This window comes from Paraburkholderia fungorum, assembly GCF_046027215.1.
GTDB classification, from domain to species: Bacteria; Pseudomonadota; Gammaproteobacteria; order Burkholderiales; family Burkholderiaceae; genus Paraburkholderia; species Paraburkholderia fungorum_D.
Genome location: NZ_JAQQEN010000002.1, coordinates 2644045 through 2658294 on the forward strand (window position 1 = coordinate 2644045; position 14250 = coordinate 2658294).

General features: G+C 60.8%; 12 protein-coding genes. All 12 read right to left on the reverse strand.

The annotated features are described in order from the left end of the window. Positions 1-339: 339 nt before the first annotated feature. The 12 genes from PQR27_RS32170 to PQR27_RS32225 all read right to left on the reverse strand — a co-directional run bounded on the left by PQR27_RS32170 (position 340) and on the right by PQR27_RS32225 (position 14213). A complete protein-coding gene (locus PQR27_RS32170; RefSeq protein ID WP_408527594.1) occupies positions 340-1323 on the reverse strand; it encodes a fimbrial protein in 984 nt (327 codons plus the stop codon). 5 nt (positions 1324-1328) lie between these two features. After that, positions 1329-3995 carry a fimbria/pilus outer membrane usher protein gene (locus tag PQR27_RS32175; RefSeq protein ID WP_408528372.1) on the reverse strand — a complete coding sequence of 889 codons (2667 nt, stop codon included), beginning with the start codon at positions 3993-3995 and terminating at the stop codon, positions 1329-1331. A 130-nt stretch (positions 3996-4125) separates the two neighbouring features. Further along, on the reverse strand, positions 4126-4869 hold the full coding sequence (locus tag PQR27_RS32180) for a fimbria/pilus periplasmic chaperone (protein ID WP_408527595.1): 744 nt from the start codon (positions 4867-4869) through the stop codon (positions 4126-4128). Between the two features lie 79 nt (positions 4870-4948). Then, a complete protein-coding gene (locus PQR27_RS32185; RefSeq protein WP_408527596.1) occupies positions 4949-5503 on the reverse strand; it encodes a fimbrial protein in 555 nt (184 codons plus the stop codon). Positions 5504-5888: 385 nt separating this feature from the next. Continuing rightward, on the reverse strand, positions 5889-7274 hold the full coding sequence (locus PQR27_RS32190) for an MFS transporter (RefSeq protein ID WP_408527597.1): 1386 nt from the start codon (positions 7272-7274) through the stop codon (positions 5889-5891). 129 nt (positions 7275-7403) lie between these two features. Continuing rightward, the gene (locus PQR27_RS32195) at positions 7404-8849 is read right to left on the reverse strand and encodes an NAD-dependent succinate-semialdehyde dehydrogenase (protein WP_408527598.1); all 1446 of its coding nucleotides are present in this window, start codon (positions 8847-8849) and stop codon (positions 7404-7406) included. Beyond that, a complete protein-coding gene (locus PQR27_RS32200; protein ID WP_408527599.1) occupies positions 8846-9883 on the reverse strand; it encodes an aldo/keto reductase in 1038 nt (345 codons plus the stop codon). Before PQR27_RS32200 ends, PQR27_RS32195 begins: the two co-directional genes overlap by 4 nt. 45 nt (positions 9884-9928) lie before the next feature. Continuing rightward, positions 9929-10453 (reverse strand): formaldehyde-activating enzyme, encoded by a 525-nt coding sequence (gene fae / locus PQR27_RS32205; RefSeq protein WP_093634452.1) that lies wholly within the window; start codon positions 10451-10453, stop codon positions 9929-9931. Between the two features lie 601 nt (positions 10454-11054). Continuing rightward, positions 11055-11345, reverse strand: coding sequence for an H-NS histone family protein (locus PQR27_RS32210; protein ID WP_408527600.1), 291 nt, complete (start codon positions 11343-11345; stop codon positions 11055-11057). Between the two features lie 300 nt (positions 11346-11645). Further along, positions 11646-11849, reverse strand: a complete 204-nt coding sequence (locus PQR27_RS32215) for a hypothetical protein (RefSeq protein WP_408527601.1) — start codon at positions 11847-11849, stop codon at positions 11646-11648. A 510-nt stretch (positions 11850-12359) separates the two neighbouring features. After that, positions 12360-12620: a hypothetical protein gene (locus PQR27_RS32220; RefSeq protein ID WP_408527602.1), complete on the reverse strand. Its 261-nt coding sequence runs from the start codon at positions 12618-12620 to the stop codon at positions 12360-12362. Positions 12621-12707: 87 nt separating this feature from the next. Next, positions 12708-14213 carry a sigma-54 interaction domain-containing protein gene (locus PQR27_RS32225; RefSeq protein WP_408527603.1) on the reverse strand — a complete coding sequence of 502 codons (1506 nt, stop codon included), beginning with the start codon at positions 14211-14213 and terminating at the stop codon, positions 12708-12710. Between the last annotated feature and the right edge of the window lie 37 nt (positions 14214-14250).

A 14250-nucleotide genomic window follows, 5' to 3' on the forward strand; every position in this document is an offset into this window, starting at 1 on the left:
TCTGCCGCGCCTTGCGCGGCGGCGTCGAGCTGCTGCGGGAGCCGGGTCTTAAGCCCCGCGTCACGCGGCAACTCCGCCGCGTCGCAACCAGGTTACGAACGGGCGTTTGGAAATACGGGAATTGCCGGCACAGAACAGCGCAGGGAACGAATGATACACGTCATGGGGGCAGACGTATCTAAAACGGGCTTGGGGTCATATGCGACCCGGCGGTGCGGGGACGTTATTGCACGCTAACTGAAACACGGACAAGTCACGTCGCCGTCCGTCGAACAAGTCAACTGGGACTATGACGCAACAGACAGGACGGCGACATCTGACACATCAGCCGATGCCCCCTTATTGATAGCTCATTGTGAAAATAGCTGACGCATTGACGGCGCCCGGTGTCACTTGCGCCGCACCCAGCTGGTAGTACTGACCGTAGAACTGGAACGAATCGTTTCCCGTTGTGCCAGAGCTCAGCTGACGCGCGGCATCAAGAGTTATCGGCGCCCACGATGCATCGAGCAGTTGCACACCGACACCCGTCGCCGAGCCGGTCGAAGCCAGAACAGACCCGATCCCCGAATTACCCGATGCGGAAGTAAATGTCACGGCAACCTTGACACCCGATTCGCAGCTGAGGCTGATGGAGAAGGGGGTCCTTGCGGCGACGGCTCCGGCAGCGTTCAGTGCCGAAGGGCTGATGGGCACCATGGGGATGGTCTGGTTTGCCGTGGCGGATGTAACCGAGCAGGTAACCGGTCGAACCGAAGTGCCGTTGGCAACGGACAACGCGCTGGCGGCGCTGCTGTTATTGAGTGCGGCCCGGGTATAAATACCTGTGTTGTAGCTCGCGGCGCTCGAAATCGTACCAGCAACAATCGACCCAGTCTTGACCAGTTCGAAGGTGCCGGAAACGCTGAAACTTCCGTCTGCCGCTGTCGTTCCGAGTAGCGATGTTGTCGAGGAACATAGGCCAGTGCCAACCAGCGGCGTCCCACTGCTGTTGCGCATCCGCATCCCGACACCGGCCATGCCGGTCGTGTACACACCCGTCATGCCGGCCACTGCGGTTTGCGTCGAGGGACACGCAACGATGGGTTGATTAAAAAGATTGGAAGCGGAGCATTTGCCCGAGAGCGTGAAGTTCTGGGCGGTTCCCGGAATCACATTGCCAACTGCGAGCGAGTTCGATACGGCTATGGTGCCATACGTAAACGACATCGGCAGATTCGCCACCGGACAATCCGCTCGGGCGCTGGCAGCCCAGCCAAGTGCCAGCGTAACGAGAACAAGCGCGTGCAGGAAGCACTGCTTTACCAACTTCAATTTAAACATCGTGCTCACCTTTTCGATTCACTAATCTGACTACCCACTGAAACGATATCCGCACGTACCGCTTCAACTCCACCCAGGCAATGCCCTTCCACTGACATATAAGCCGCACCCGCTTTGCCACTCTGCTTCGGCAACACATAATCAATCTGGCACTGCTCAGCCGCCGCCGCGCCCCACTTCACGAACAACGAGCCCTTGTCCTCCAGCCCGCGCGCGAAAATCCGGCTGTCCTGTGCAACCACGCCAACGGTCTTACCGTTTCCATCCACCACATCCACGCCGAACGGCAGAGCGTTATCGCCCAGCCGCGGCGCACGAATCAGCGCTGCACGCCCGCTCACCGTCTTGTACTTGATCATCACCACCGAACCGAGACGCGGCACCGTCTGCTCGGACGTCGACTCGAATTCGACATCGGTCGACGAGCCCTTCGGATCGATGTCGACGGTGTTGATGCCGTACGGCGTCAGGTAAGGCACCACCGCATAACCGCGGCTATTGAGCTTGACGCCCGGCGCGCTGGTCACATTCGCACCCGCGGCGCCCGGCGCTTCGACAATGCCAAAGGTGTCGCCAACCGTTTGCGAGAAAGTCACGCCGCCCGGATGCGCGACAACGGATCCGCTGATGCCAGCCGACGCCTGGCGCGAATTCGAACCCGCGCTCGCCGATGCCGTCATCTGCGCATACGGCGCGCGATACGTACCGCTCACACCCGTGTTCGCCGTGCTGTTGCCATTGCCCGCGCCATACGAGCCATACGCGTTGTACGAGTACTGGTTGCTGTCGCCGAGCGAGCCGCTCACGTTGGCTTGCAGGTTCGTATTGCCGCCCGAGCTCGACAGATTCGTCGACATAAGCGGTGAATGCTGGCTGTGGCCGAGCGGAATCGTCGTGCTGACCATGTACTGGTTCGACATGGCACCGTCCGAGTTGCGCGTACGTCCGGCGGTGAGACTGTAGGTGCCGTACTTGTAGCTGTTCGTGTAACCGGCTTGATAGAACGTATCGCTGCCGCTGTGATTCCAGTACTGTTGCGCCGACGCGTTCAGAAACACGCTGCCGTGGTCCTTGAAGTTCTGATTGACGGTGACCTGAAAGCGGTTGCGCTGGCGATACACCGAATTCATATCGCCGCCGCGCATCGCGAGATCGCGCACAGAGGCCGCATCCGAGAGACTCATGAAACCCGCCGTCGAATAACGGTAGGCCGCCACCGCAATATTGGTGTTAGTCGGGTCGATGAATTTGCTGTAGCCAACGCGCAAGCTGGTGCCACGAATCGTGCTCTGGTTCGGAACCTGGGTCTGCGCACCCGTCACGTCGGCGGAAAAAGCACCCAACTTCGTGTTCAGTGCCGCGCCAATGTCTGCCGCCACATAGCCGTTCGCCGCGATACCGCCGCCGTATGCCGTGACCGTATTCGTCAGGCCGCGCTGCAATGTGAACTGCGCGAAATTCGGCTTCGTTTCCAGCGTCGAGTTGCGCAATTCACCGGCAGTGACCGAGAAGCGGGTCGTACCCGGCCGCAAAGATTGAGCAACCGACGCATAAGGCACGGTGAACGTCTTCGTCCGTCCATCGGCTTCGGTAACGGTCACGTCGAGATTGCCGCCGTAACCGGTCGCATACAGGTCGTTGATTTCAAACGGGCCCGGCGAGACGCTCGTCTCATAGATCACCTGGCCGTTCTGGCGTACCGATACGCGCGCGTTGGTCTCGGCCGTGCCGCGCACCACCGGCGCATAGCCGCGCAGCGATTCCGGCAGCATCCGGTCGTCGGTTGCGATCTGGGCGCCGCGGAACTGGACGCTGTCGAACACATCGCCCGTGGTGTTGCCATCACCCACCGTCACCTGCGATTTCAACGCGGCAACGTCGTGCTGCACGTAGGTCGCGATGTTGTCGAAGTGCGTGCCTTGACCCGTTGCTTGCGATACCGACGACTGGTGCCGGAAATGCCATGCACCGATGTTCACGCCGGCATTCAGGCCGAGGTAGCTCTGCGTGGAGTCCATGCCGGAACTGGCGCTGTGATAGGTGTTCGCGTTGTAGCTGATGAAGCCCGCGTTCACGCCCGTTTGCCACATATCCGGCGGCACGTAGCCGCGCGCAGCGTTGCGCATGTACTTCTGCGGCACGCTCAACGTGAGCTTCTGTTCGGAGAAGTCGAAATCGACGCTTGCATCCGGCACCATGGCCGCCAGGTCGATGCATTCGTCTTTATTCGCCGCAATCGTCTGACCCGGCGCCTTTGCGCCCGCATCCACACCCACTTTGGCAAAATCAACGCCGAGCGTTTCCAGCATCTGACGGCTGAAACAAGCACGCGCGGTTTGTCCTTCGCCAGTCGCCAAAAAGCGCACGTCCTGGCGCGCCACACGAATGTCGTTGACCCAGAGATCGACCGAATACACGCCCGGCGAAACCATGTTGCCGCGCGAGAAACGCGCTACGTCGACGGTTTGCTTCGGGTCCGTGCGCAGAAACGTCGTGTCGAACTGGACGGAGGAGTCGTCCTTGCCGGTTTCGGCAGCCTTCACGCTCGCCGACTGGACGCCGCCCAGCACCGCGAACACCGACAGGACAACTACGGCGACGGGGCTCAGGCCGAACGTACCAGAACATTCACTGGTGCGCGCGTGCGACCGATGGCGAGGTGAGAGTTTCATCATTCAACTGACTTCCAATGTCTTACTACAGGCGTGCGTCGTCCTTGTGCGTTGCTTGGGCAATGCACGCCATCGTCGAAAAAGGGTAAGCAGGGGCGGGAGGCTGCCCCGACCGGCAAGCTACTGCGGGTTATTGGTCGAGCGTCACGTCGCCATCGAGGGCGCCGCCGTAATCGCTGATTGCGCTGTAGTGAACCTTCGCGCCTGCCGGTACGCCATTCATCTTTGCGACCGGCAAGACCACCGATGCGCGGGGCGCCACCATGCCGCCCTGTTCGTTTTTGAAGGTATGGCCACCGCTTGCGACATCGACTTCGCTAAACGACACGTAGTACGGCGTCGGATTCGTGACGCTCACCGCCTGGCCCTTGCCATCCGCTGACGCGGCAATCTTCCAGCTCAATTGCGCCGGCGCATCTTCTGCCTTGCCCGGCAGCTTCGCCGGACGCACAAAAACCTTGATGCGGGTGCGGTACGCAAGCTGCAACGAATTGACGTCGGCCGCGCCGTTTGCCTTCGGCGGAATGTCCAGCACGTTGAGCCAGTACACCGATTCACGATCCTGCGGCAACGCTTCGCCGCTATACATCACGCGCAGCGTCTGTGCTTTCTTCGGGTCCATCCGGAAGATCGGCGGCGTAATCACAAACGGCACCTTGATCTCGCCGGGTTTCGCATCCGGGTTGCCGTCGTCCATCCACACTTGCACGAGCGACGGGTTGCGGCTGTCGTTATCCAGCTTGACGGTGACTTCGCGTTGCTCGAGCGGATACACCACTCGTGTACCGCCGATCGTCACGCTTGCATGTGCGCTGCTTGCGAGAAGCACACATGCAAAACCGAATCCCATCGTCATTTTTCCGAGCAACTTCATCACATCACCTTTAGAAAATAATCTTGAAAATTAACCGTTAAAAAGGCGTTCGCCCAAGCGAACGCCTCCGGCCATAGCTTTACTGATACTGCATCGTGTATTGAATCGACGTATTCACGGTACCGGGCCCTGCCGTACCCGTCGCGTAGTACTGCGCGAAATACTTCAGGTTTGCGGCACCGGTGGTAATCGTCGACGCGTTGGTTGCGATCTGGTTGTTCGAGTTCGTCGTGATATTGATCGGCTGCATTTGTGCGTTCAGCAGACGGACTTGCACGTTCGTTGCCGTACCGGCATTGATCAGGTTGCCGCTGTTCTGGTCGACAGTGGGGCCGTTTTCGAAGCGGGCGATCGCCTTGGTAGCGCCGGTGCAACCAGTCAGGGCCAGCGCGAGGTCGGTCGGACTCGACGTGCCGGCAACGTTACCCATTGTCGACAACGTACCCGTCGACACCGGTGCGAGCGTGATCGACTTGTCGGCAGAGGTACCGGACGCCGTGCCATTGATCGAACACGTGGTATTCGACACGGTGCCGGTGAAAGTGATCGTGCCGTCCGCTGCGTTGGCGCCAAAGGATGCGAGGCCCAACAGACCGCCGGCGGTGATCGCGATTGCGGAAAGAGTCGACTTCATATTTGCTGTTCCAGTGAGTTAGGAAATGAATTGGATCAACGGCGAATTGATATGGGTTGAAATCCGCCATTTGCCCTTGGGTGCTCCAATGTTCTACGCCGGGAAAATGGCGGTCTTTGCTTTGAACTATTGGCCTCTCGTTCAGGCGTAAAACAATATTAAGACTCGCGATCGCGCGTGTACCTAAGACAACTCTGATTTGGATAGGACTTTCCACACATCGCATGAGATGTTTCTGACGGACGGACTTTTGGTAACGTCAATAAATAGGACTATTCTGAAAAATTCTTGGATGGAACGAGAGAATTCAGGTTGAGCGGCACAAATGGAAAAACCCGCCGCACTGTTGCCAGTGCGGCGGGTTTGATTGAGACGCGTGGGCGCTTTAGGCGCCGCTAGCTTCGTTCAACGTCAGGTATTTTGTCTCGGGCGCCCAGGCGATCGACACCACCATCCCGACCAGCAACACGGCGGCGAGCACCATCATCGTCGCGTGGAAACCTAGGTGGAGAATGCCGAGCGGCAGCAGAAATGTGCCCACGGCCGAACCGAGCCGGCTGCAAGCGATGGCGAGCCCGACACCGCACGCGCGCACTTCGGTTGGAAAACACTCCGGCGGAAACACGCCGACCAGATTCGAAAACGCCGACATTGTCAGGGTGAAGATCGCGAATGCGACGATCATCGCGAGCGTCGCCGACTCCGGCAGCACACTCAGCGCAACCAGCGACGCGCACGTCACAGCAAACGAACCGATCAGAAACGCGCGGCGCGACAATTTGATCGTGAGCCAGATGCCGATCAGCGCGCCGAGTACCAGGAAGCCATTCAGGAGCAAATCCGCGCCCGAGCCGTCGTTCAAATGGATCGCTTTAAGAATGGTGGGCAGGAACGTGTAGACCGCGAAGTACGGAATCACGAGACACACAAAAAATGCGCAATTGAAGATCGTCCTGCGGATCAGATCCTTCCTGAACAGGCGCATGAAGCCGCCACGCGACTGCGCGTGTTCATCGTCGCCGCCATCGAGCGTCACGTTGGGACCGAAATGCTTGAGCACGATCGCCTTGGCTTCGGCAACGCGTCCCTTGCCGTGCAACCAGCGCGGCGACTCCGGTGTGCCCATGCGCAACACCAGCACAATCAGTGCCGGAACGCCCGCCGACGCAAGCAGCCACCGCCACGCATCGGGCGACGCGTCGGCATAGTGCATACCGAGCACATTCGCCACGACATAGCCGATGGTCCACACCACGCTGAACGATCCGAGCAAAGTCCCACGATGTTTGCGCGGCGAGAATTCGGCGAGGATCGCATGTCCGACCGCGAAATCGCCGCCCATGCCGACGCCGATCAACACCCGCAGCAAACACAACTCGAAGGGCGAACTCACGTAGAACTGCGCAAATGCCGCAGCCGTGATGATCAGGAAACTCAGCAGAAAGATCTTCTGTCGTCCGAGGCGATCCGACAGCCAGCCGAACACGAGGCTGCCGAGAAAGATGCCCATCAGCGCGGAGCTGCCGATCATGCCCATCCAGAACGCGTCGAGCGGCATCTGGCGATTCAGCGATGCCAGCGCGTAACCGATCGTGCCGAGCGCGAAGCCTTCAGTAAAGTGCGCGCCGAATGTCAAACCAGCGATCTTGACGTGGAATGCGTTCAGCGGAACGTCGTCGAGAGGAATGGGGCCGTGGGCGGATGCCGCGGCGGCGGCCGGCAAAGTGGGGGCGAGGCCGAGAGTGGCGGCCCGGAAATCCTGATTGCTCACGCTGTCTCCTTCGTTGTGTGGACAACCCTTGCGTGGCCGGCGTATGGCCGGCTTTTTGTGCGCGGGGCTGCATCGTCCACCTCGCCTACGTGCAGCGCGAGGTGGACGCGTAAATGCTCGATGCGACGGCTAGCGGGCGAGGCCGAGGCCGCCCATCAACATGTATTTCAGTTCGGTGTATTCATCGAGGCCGTATTTCGAGCCTTCACGGCCGAGTCCGGACTGCTTGACGCCACCGAACGGCGCGACTTCGGTGGACAGAATCCCTTCGTTGATGCCGACCATGCCGCTTTCCAGCGCTTCGGCAACGCGCCAGGCGCGTGCGAGATCGCGCGTGTAGAAATAGGCGGAGAGGCCGAACGGCGTGTCGTTGGCCGCAGCGATGGCTTCGTCTTCGGTATTGAAGCGGAAGCACGCGGCCACCGGGCCAAAGGTTTCTTCCGCGGCAATCAGCATCGACTTCGATGCATCGATCAGCACCGTCGGCTCGTAAAAGGTGCCGCCGAGCGCATGCGGCTTGCCGCCGGCCAGCACCTTCGCGCCCTTTTGCAACGCGTCGGCGACATGCGTTTCCACTTTCTTCAGTGCCGCCGCGTTGATCAGCGGACCTTGTTCGACCTCGCCTTGCAACGGATTGCCCACGCGCATGTTTCGCACCGCCGCGGTCAACGCCTGCGTGAAGGCGTCGTACACGCCGTCCTGCACGTAGAAGCGATTCACGCACACGCAGGTCTGCCCGGTGTTGCGGAATTTCGAGGCCATCGCGCCCTGGACGGCTGCGTCGATATCGGCGTCGTCGAAAACGATGAACGGTGCGTTGCCGCCCAGTTCGAGCGACAGCTTCTTCAACGTATCCGCCGACTGCTTCGCGAGCAGCTTGCCCACCCGCGTCGAGCCGGTGAACGACAGCTTGCGCACGACTTTCGACTCAGTCAGCACGCCGCCAATCGCCACGGCATCGCCGGAGACAATATTGAATACGCCGGGCGGAATGCCCGCCTTCTCTGCCAGCACCGCGAGTGCGAACGCGGAAAGCGGTGTCTCCTCCGAGGGCTTCAGCACCATCGTGCAGCCTGCCGCGAGCGCGGGGCCCGCCTTGCGCGTGATCATCGCGAGCGGAAAATTCCATGGCGTGATCGCCGCGACCACGCCGACCGGCTCGCGCGTCACAATGATCTTCGCGTTCGGGTTCGGACTCGGAATCACGTCGCCATAGCCGCGCTTCGCTTCTTCCGCGAACCATTCGAAAAAGCTCGCGGCGTAGCCGACTTCGCCGCGCGCCTCAGCCAGCGGCTTGCCTTGCTCGAGGCTCAGCAACTCGGCCAGCGCGTCGCGGTTTTCCAGCATCAGCTCGCCCCAACGCCTCACACGTATACCGCGCTCCTTCGCGGTCATCGCGCGCCATGCAGGAAAGGCCCGCTCGGCGGCGGCGACGGCCTGCGTCGTTTCGGCCGCGCCGCTTCTCGCCACCTGTGCAATCACCTCGCCGGTCGCGGGATTCAGCACCGGGTAGGTATTGACGCTGTCGTGCCATTCGCCGCCAATGTAATGTCCAGTTCGTAGAAACGCGTTCATGCTGCCTTCTCCAAGGTTTCGACGAACGCGCCCTGGGCGAGCCGCGCTTCGCGAGCAATGCGCTTGCCGGCGGTGTAGTCGTTGATCAGATCGCACGGCGTGTAGTTGCGTTCGAGTTCGAACAGTTCGTCGGCGGAAAGCGTCGTGTCCAGCGCGGCCAGCGCGCTATCGAATTGCGCGGGTGTATCGGCGCCGACCAGCATGCTCGCCACGCCGCCATGATTCAGCACCCACGCCTGCGCGATCTGCGCCGCCGAGACACCACGGCGCGCCGCCACCCGCGCCACCGAGGCAGCGATCTCGCGCGACGCGACATCGCCGTACATTTGCGCGGTGAAAAAGTCGGTCTGGTTGCGCGTGGAATTCGCGTCGCAGGTCAACAGACCGCGCGCAAGCGGACTGAACACGGACACGCCGACGCCCTGATCCTGGCAGTACGGAATCATTTCGCGTTCTTCCTCGCGATAGGCAAGGTTGAGTTGCAGTTGCATGTTGATCGGCTTGTGCCAGCCGTGGCGCTCGCAGACCTGCATGATCTTCGCGAACTGCCACGTGTACATGGTCGACACGCCGATATAGCGCGCCTTGCCGGCGCACACGATATCGTTGAGCGCGCCCATCGTTTCTTCGACCGGCGTATTCACGTCGAAGTAATGCAGCATGTAGATATCGACGTAATCCATGCCGAGGCGCGAGAGCGACCCATCGATACCGTCCATGATGTGCTTGCGCGAATGGCCGCCGGCATTCTGATACGTGCCCATGTCGTAACCCACCTTGGTCGTCACGACGATTTCCTCGCGGCGCGCGAGGCGCTTCAGAATGCGGCCCACCACTTCTTCGCCGACGCCCGTCGAATAGAAGTCGGCGAGGTCGATAAAGTTGACGCCGGCTTCGAGCGCGTGGCGCACGATCGGCTCGCTTTGCGCTTCGTCGAAGATCCACGGCTTCCATTGCGGCGTGCCCATGTTCATCGTGCCGAGGCACAGACGCGATACCTTCAGACCCGCTTGGCCGAGGCGAATGTATTCCATAGTGCTTGTCTCCTTCCTGATGGTGCGCGAGCGCTGCGCCGTGCCTTAGCGTTGTTTGGGGGTATAGAACGGGTTCGAAACGTCGCGCGCGGCGGCGAATACTTCATCGCGATGCGGCAGGCCTTTCATCGCCGCGAGGATCGCGTTTTTGCACGCGCGATAGTTGTTCTCGAAGACAGCGTCGAGATCGTCCGTGGCCGGATTGACCCAGTTCGCCGACACCACCACCCAATCGTTTTCCGCTTCGGGCGGCAGCGTGCCGTTTTCCAGCGACTCGGCGACCGCCTTCGCGATGCCCGCCTGCGAAGCGCCCCACGTCGCGTTGCCGTGGAAGTCGCTGCCGATCTGCGCCTTGTTCACGTACAGCGTGAGCGGTTTGGTCGGCACGCCTGGGCGCGCGATCACGACGAACGGCGCGTGGCCCGCGGAGGGCGTCGCCAGGGCAGTGGCGAAGGCCTGTCCCGCCGGACCGTTGCGCGGCCCAACCAGCACGTTGATGTGCGCGAGGTTGACGCCTGGGCCTTCGAATCCTTCGCCGATAAAGAGTTGTTTGTCCGTCGATACGCTCATGGTCTTTCCGTCGAGGTTGAGTGGATGACCGATTGTGCGGTTCGGCATCCGCAACCCTGTATCGATGAGTTTTGATGCGGGGTATGAGGTGAACTCAAGTCCGGGTTTGCCCCGAGCCGTTCGCATCCGGGGATTGAACGCACGCAAAGGTGAGGGTTTTCGGGACTACTGGAGCAGGCGATCGAAGCGCAGCGCAAAGGTGATGAGAGCGCACAACGGTCACGCACCGGGCGTGCGCGGCGCCATCACGAATACGGGGATGGGAAATGCGAGTGGGAAGAGTAAGCAGACGGCCTGAAAGATTCTTCGCAGAGCCTGGGAACCCCGTCGCCAAAGGCTGACGCGGCTTTTGCGGGAGTTGGCCAGCCGCCGCGGCCAAGCCACGCGAAGCTCCGCATAAGGTGCGTAACCCGCCAAAGCCTGGCTCACCGAACAATCAAAGGACAGTGCGGACCACCCTAACGTACGGATGGTTTGCAAGGACGGCACACGCGAAAGGTGAGCGTTTTCGGGACCCTGCCAGCGGTGCGAAAACCGGCGGTCGCGGCTTCACTTCAGAAAACAGCGCGCGTTGCGGGCGAACGCGCGAGGCGATGCACAATCAGGCGTCGATCAGAAAGCGATCGCGATTCTTGCCTGCCAACCAGCTAGGGGAACGGCCACGACCGCTCCAGGTCTCGCCGGTTTTCGGGTTGCGATATTTGGCGACGGAGGCCGTTTTGCGCGCCGTGGTGGGCTTACTCGTAAAGCCGAGCTCTTCCGCGGTCAAGTCGTATTCAGCGACCTTCTGCTTGATGTCAGCGATTGCCTGCGCGACTTCCTTCTCACGCGCCAACGCGACTTCCTTATGGAGTTTTTCGAGTTGGGCGGTCAATTGCTTGTACGAGGCCATGACGGATGCTCCGATCGGATGGACGAGCTGAAGTTCGGACGCCCGGAGGAAGTCCCTTTGGGGACACTATCAGACGAAAAAAGTGCCGGATAGGGAGAGGGCTATGGCTGCCCGCGATTCAAGGCGGTCGCTTTGCCCGCTCACGCACTCAGTCTTCAATGGCATCGTACACGCGACGCCGCAAATCGACCGTCAAAGCAAACGCGGCGCGAGGCAGCCGGCCTCACGCGCTACGTGGTTGACAGAGGACGTTACCCGATGGGACGGTGCACACGGAAAAACAGGATGATGCATGGCGCATCATGCCTTTTGCCTCTCCTCCAGCGCGCAGAGGGCAGCGTTGAGCCTTTTCACCCGACTTGCTTGCGCGGGCACCAGCGCCGCGCCGGACACCGAGTCGATGCGCGTGCGCCAATAGGACAGCGGGATGCGGTCTTCAGCGGAAATATGGGAGATGACGTGTTCAAGATGTTCAATATCTTTTTCGAGTTGATGGTGATTCATTGCTTTCCCCGGAACGACTAATTTGAACTGAGATAACAGCATGAAACGTGCCGCAATGGGTCATTGCATTTTCGAAACGGAAATTATTTCTTATTCACATCATTCAAGCCGGCAGGTACCGGCAAAATATGCGCATCGGTTTGCTACCGACCGCGTGAACCAAGCCTACTGCGACTAACGCCGCCGTTCCGTTAGCCTCCGCACGGACTTCGCCTATTCGCAAATACCGCGCGGGTAGTTATTGGCGCCGACAGCAAGCGACATAATCTATACCGGTCTGCCGGCATATTTATTCCGCATGATCGCTCCATCGGGCAAATGGATATTAAGCGCAGATCTTTATGACGGTGATGTGCCAATCGCGAGAGATCGGCGCTGCGCTATCACCACCTTGAAGCGGATCGACTGAAAAACTGCTGCGGGATGGGAATGCACGCCGTCGTAACCGGGCGGCGGACTACAGGAGGGCCAATGAGAAGCTGACTGCGCCGGCTGCCAGCCGGCGCGCTGTCATTTCGCCTTGCAGGCGTATAACAGGCTGAGCGTGCCGTTGTCGTTAGACTGACGCACCACGTCGTAATCGCCGCCGCAAGCCGCGCGGGCCTGCTGGGTACAGGAGTCGGAGCCGGATGGGCATTGAACCAGCGTAGTCGCACGGCCGTCCGACAGAAATAGCGGCGGGCTACTGCTGCAACCACTCACCAGGACTATTCCGCCGACGCCCAACGCGGCGCAGGCCTGACGCGCGAAAGAAGAAAGACTGCGTTTCATTTGAAACCCCGATTACGTCTTGTTTTTCGATCTTGCGATTGTGCCATGCGGCAATGGCACTGCGTCAGTCGGCGGTGCGCCACTTTGTCAAAGTTCGATGCCGTGCGCCGCGATCTTCTTATAGAGGGTTGCGCGGCCCATGCCGATCTGCGCTGCGGTTTCAATCACGCGACCCTCGTTGGCGTGCAAAGCGTCGGTGAGAAAGCGCTTTTCGAAGGCCGCCATGGCGTCGCTCCACGAGCCAGGTGCCGATGGCGGGGCGGATCTGTCGGTCGCAGCCACAGTTTGCGACAGCGCAGCGGATGCATTACCGGCCGCTGCCGTCGCCACCGAGCGCGGCTGGCGCGCGGCACCGTCATGTGCCGGCCCAATGAATGGCGCCAGCGCGCGGGCATCGATCCGCTCGCTGTCGGACATCATCACGGCACGCTCCAGCGTATTGCGCAACTCGCGTACGTTGCCGGGCCATTCACAGGCACACAGCAGTCGCAACGCATCGCCCTGCAATTCGAAGTGGCTGCCGCCGCGCGCCTGCGTCGACAGATCCTCGAGCATCGCGTAGGCCAAAGCTTCGATATCGGCCAGGCGTTCGCGTAACGGTGGTGCCTGGATCGTCAGCACGTTCAGGCGATAGAACAGATCGGCGCGAAAACGCCCTGCGGCGACCAGCGCGGGCAGATCGGCGGAGGTCGCGGCAATGATCCGCACGTCCGCGCGCACGATCCGGTTCGAGCCGAGCGGTTCGAACTCCTTGTCCTGCAACACCCGCAGCAGCTTGCCCTGCAACGGCAATGGCATGTCGCCGATTTCGTCGAGAAACAGCGTGCCGCCGTTCGCCAGTTCGAACTTGCCGACGCGGCCCTTGCGATCGGCGCCAGTGTAAGCACCGGGCGCGGCGCCGAAGAATTCGACTTCGAGCAAGGTGTCCGGCATCGCAGCGACGTTGACCGTGACGAGCGGCTGATTCGCCCGCGCCGATCCGCCGTGGATCGCATGCGCCAGCAATTCCTTGCCGGTGCCGGTTTCGCCGAGCAGCAACACGGGTGATTCGACCAGCGCCGCACGACGCGCCTGGCGCTTCACCTCGAGACTGGGCGCGCTCGTGCCGACGAAACTGCCGAACGTGTATTTGGCCCGGCGCGCCTGCGCGAGCGAATGACGCGTCGCGATCAACTCCTGCTGCACGCGCGAATAGTGCGAAAACAGCGGGGTCAGCGCTTTCAGCTCGTCGAATAGTGCAAAGCCGACTGCGCCGACCGTTTCACCCGCATCGTCTTTCAGCGGTAGCCGCGTGACGACGAGCGGCTCGCGGTCGGTTTCGAGAATATCGAGCAGAATCGGTTTGCCGGTCTGCACGACCTCACGCATCAGGCTATTTGGAATTACGGCTTCGCAATCGCGACCGATCGCCTGCTGCGGATCCGAGAAACCGAAGCGCGCGGCATAACGCTTGTTGATCCACACGACGCGCGCATCCGCATCGACGATGAACGTGCCTTCGCTGAAGTTTTCGAAGGTGCGGAAAAGCGAGTCCATCGCGCGGCGCAGCACGTCGTCGTAGGCGGCGGGAAGGCCAGCCCAGTCGTTCATCATGGTGTCGCTGTCTCCGGGTATCGTTTTAATTGTGTTT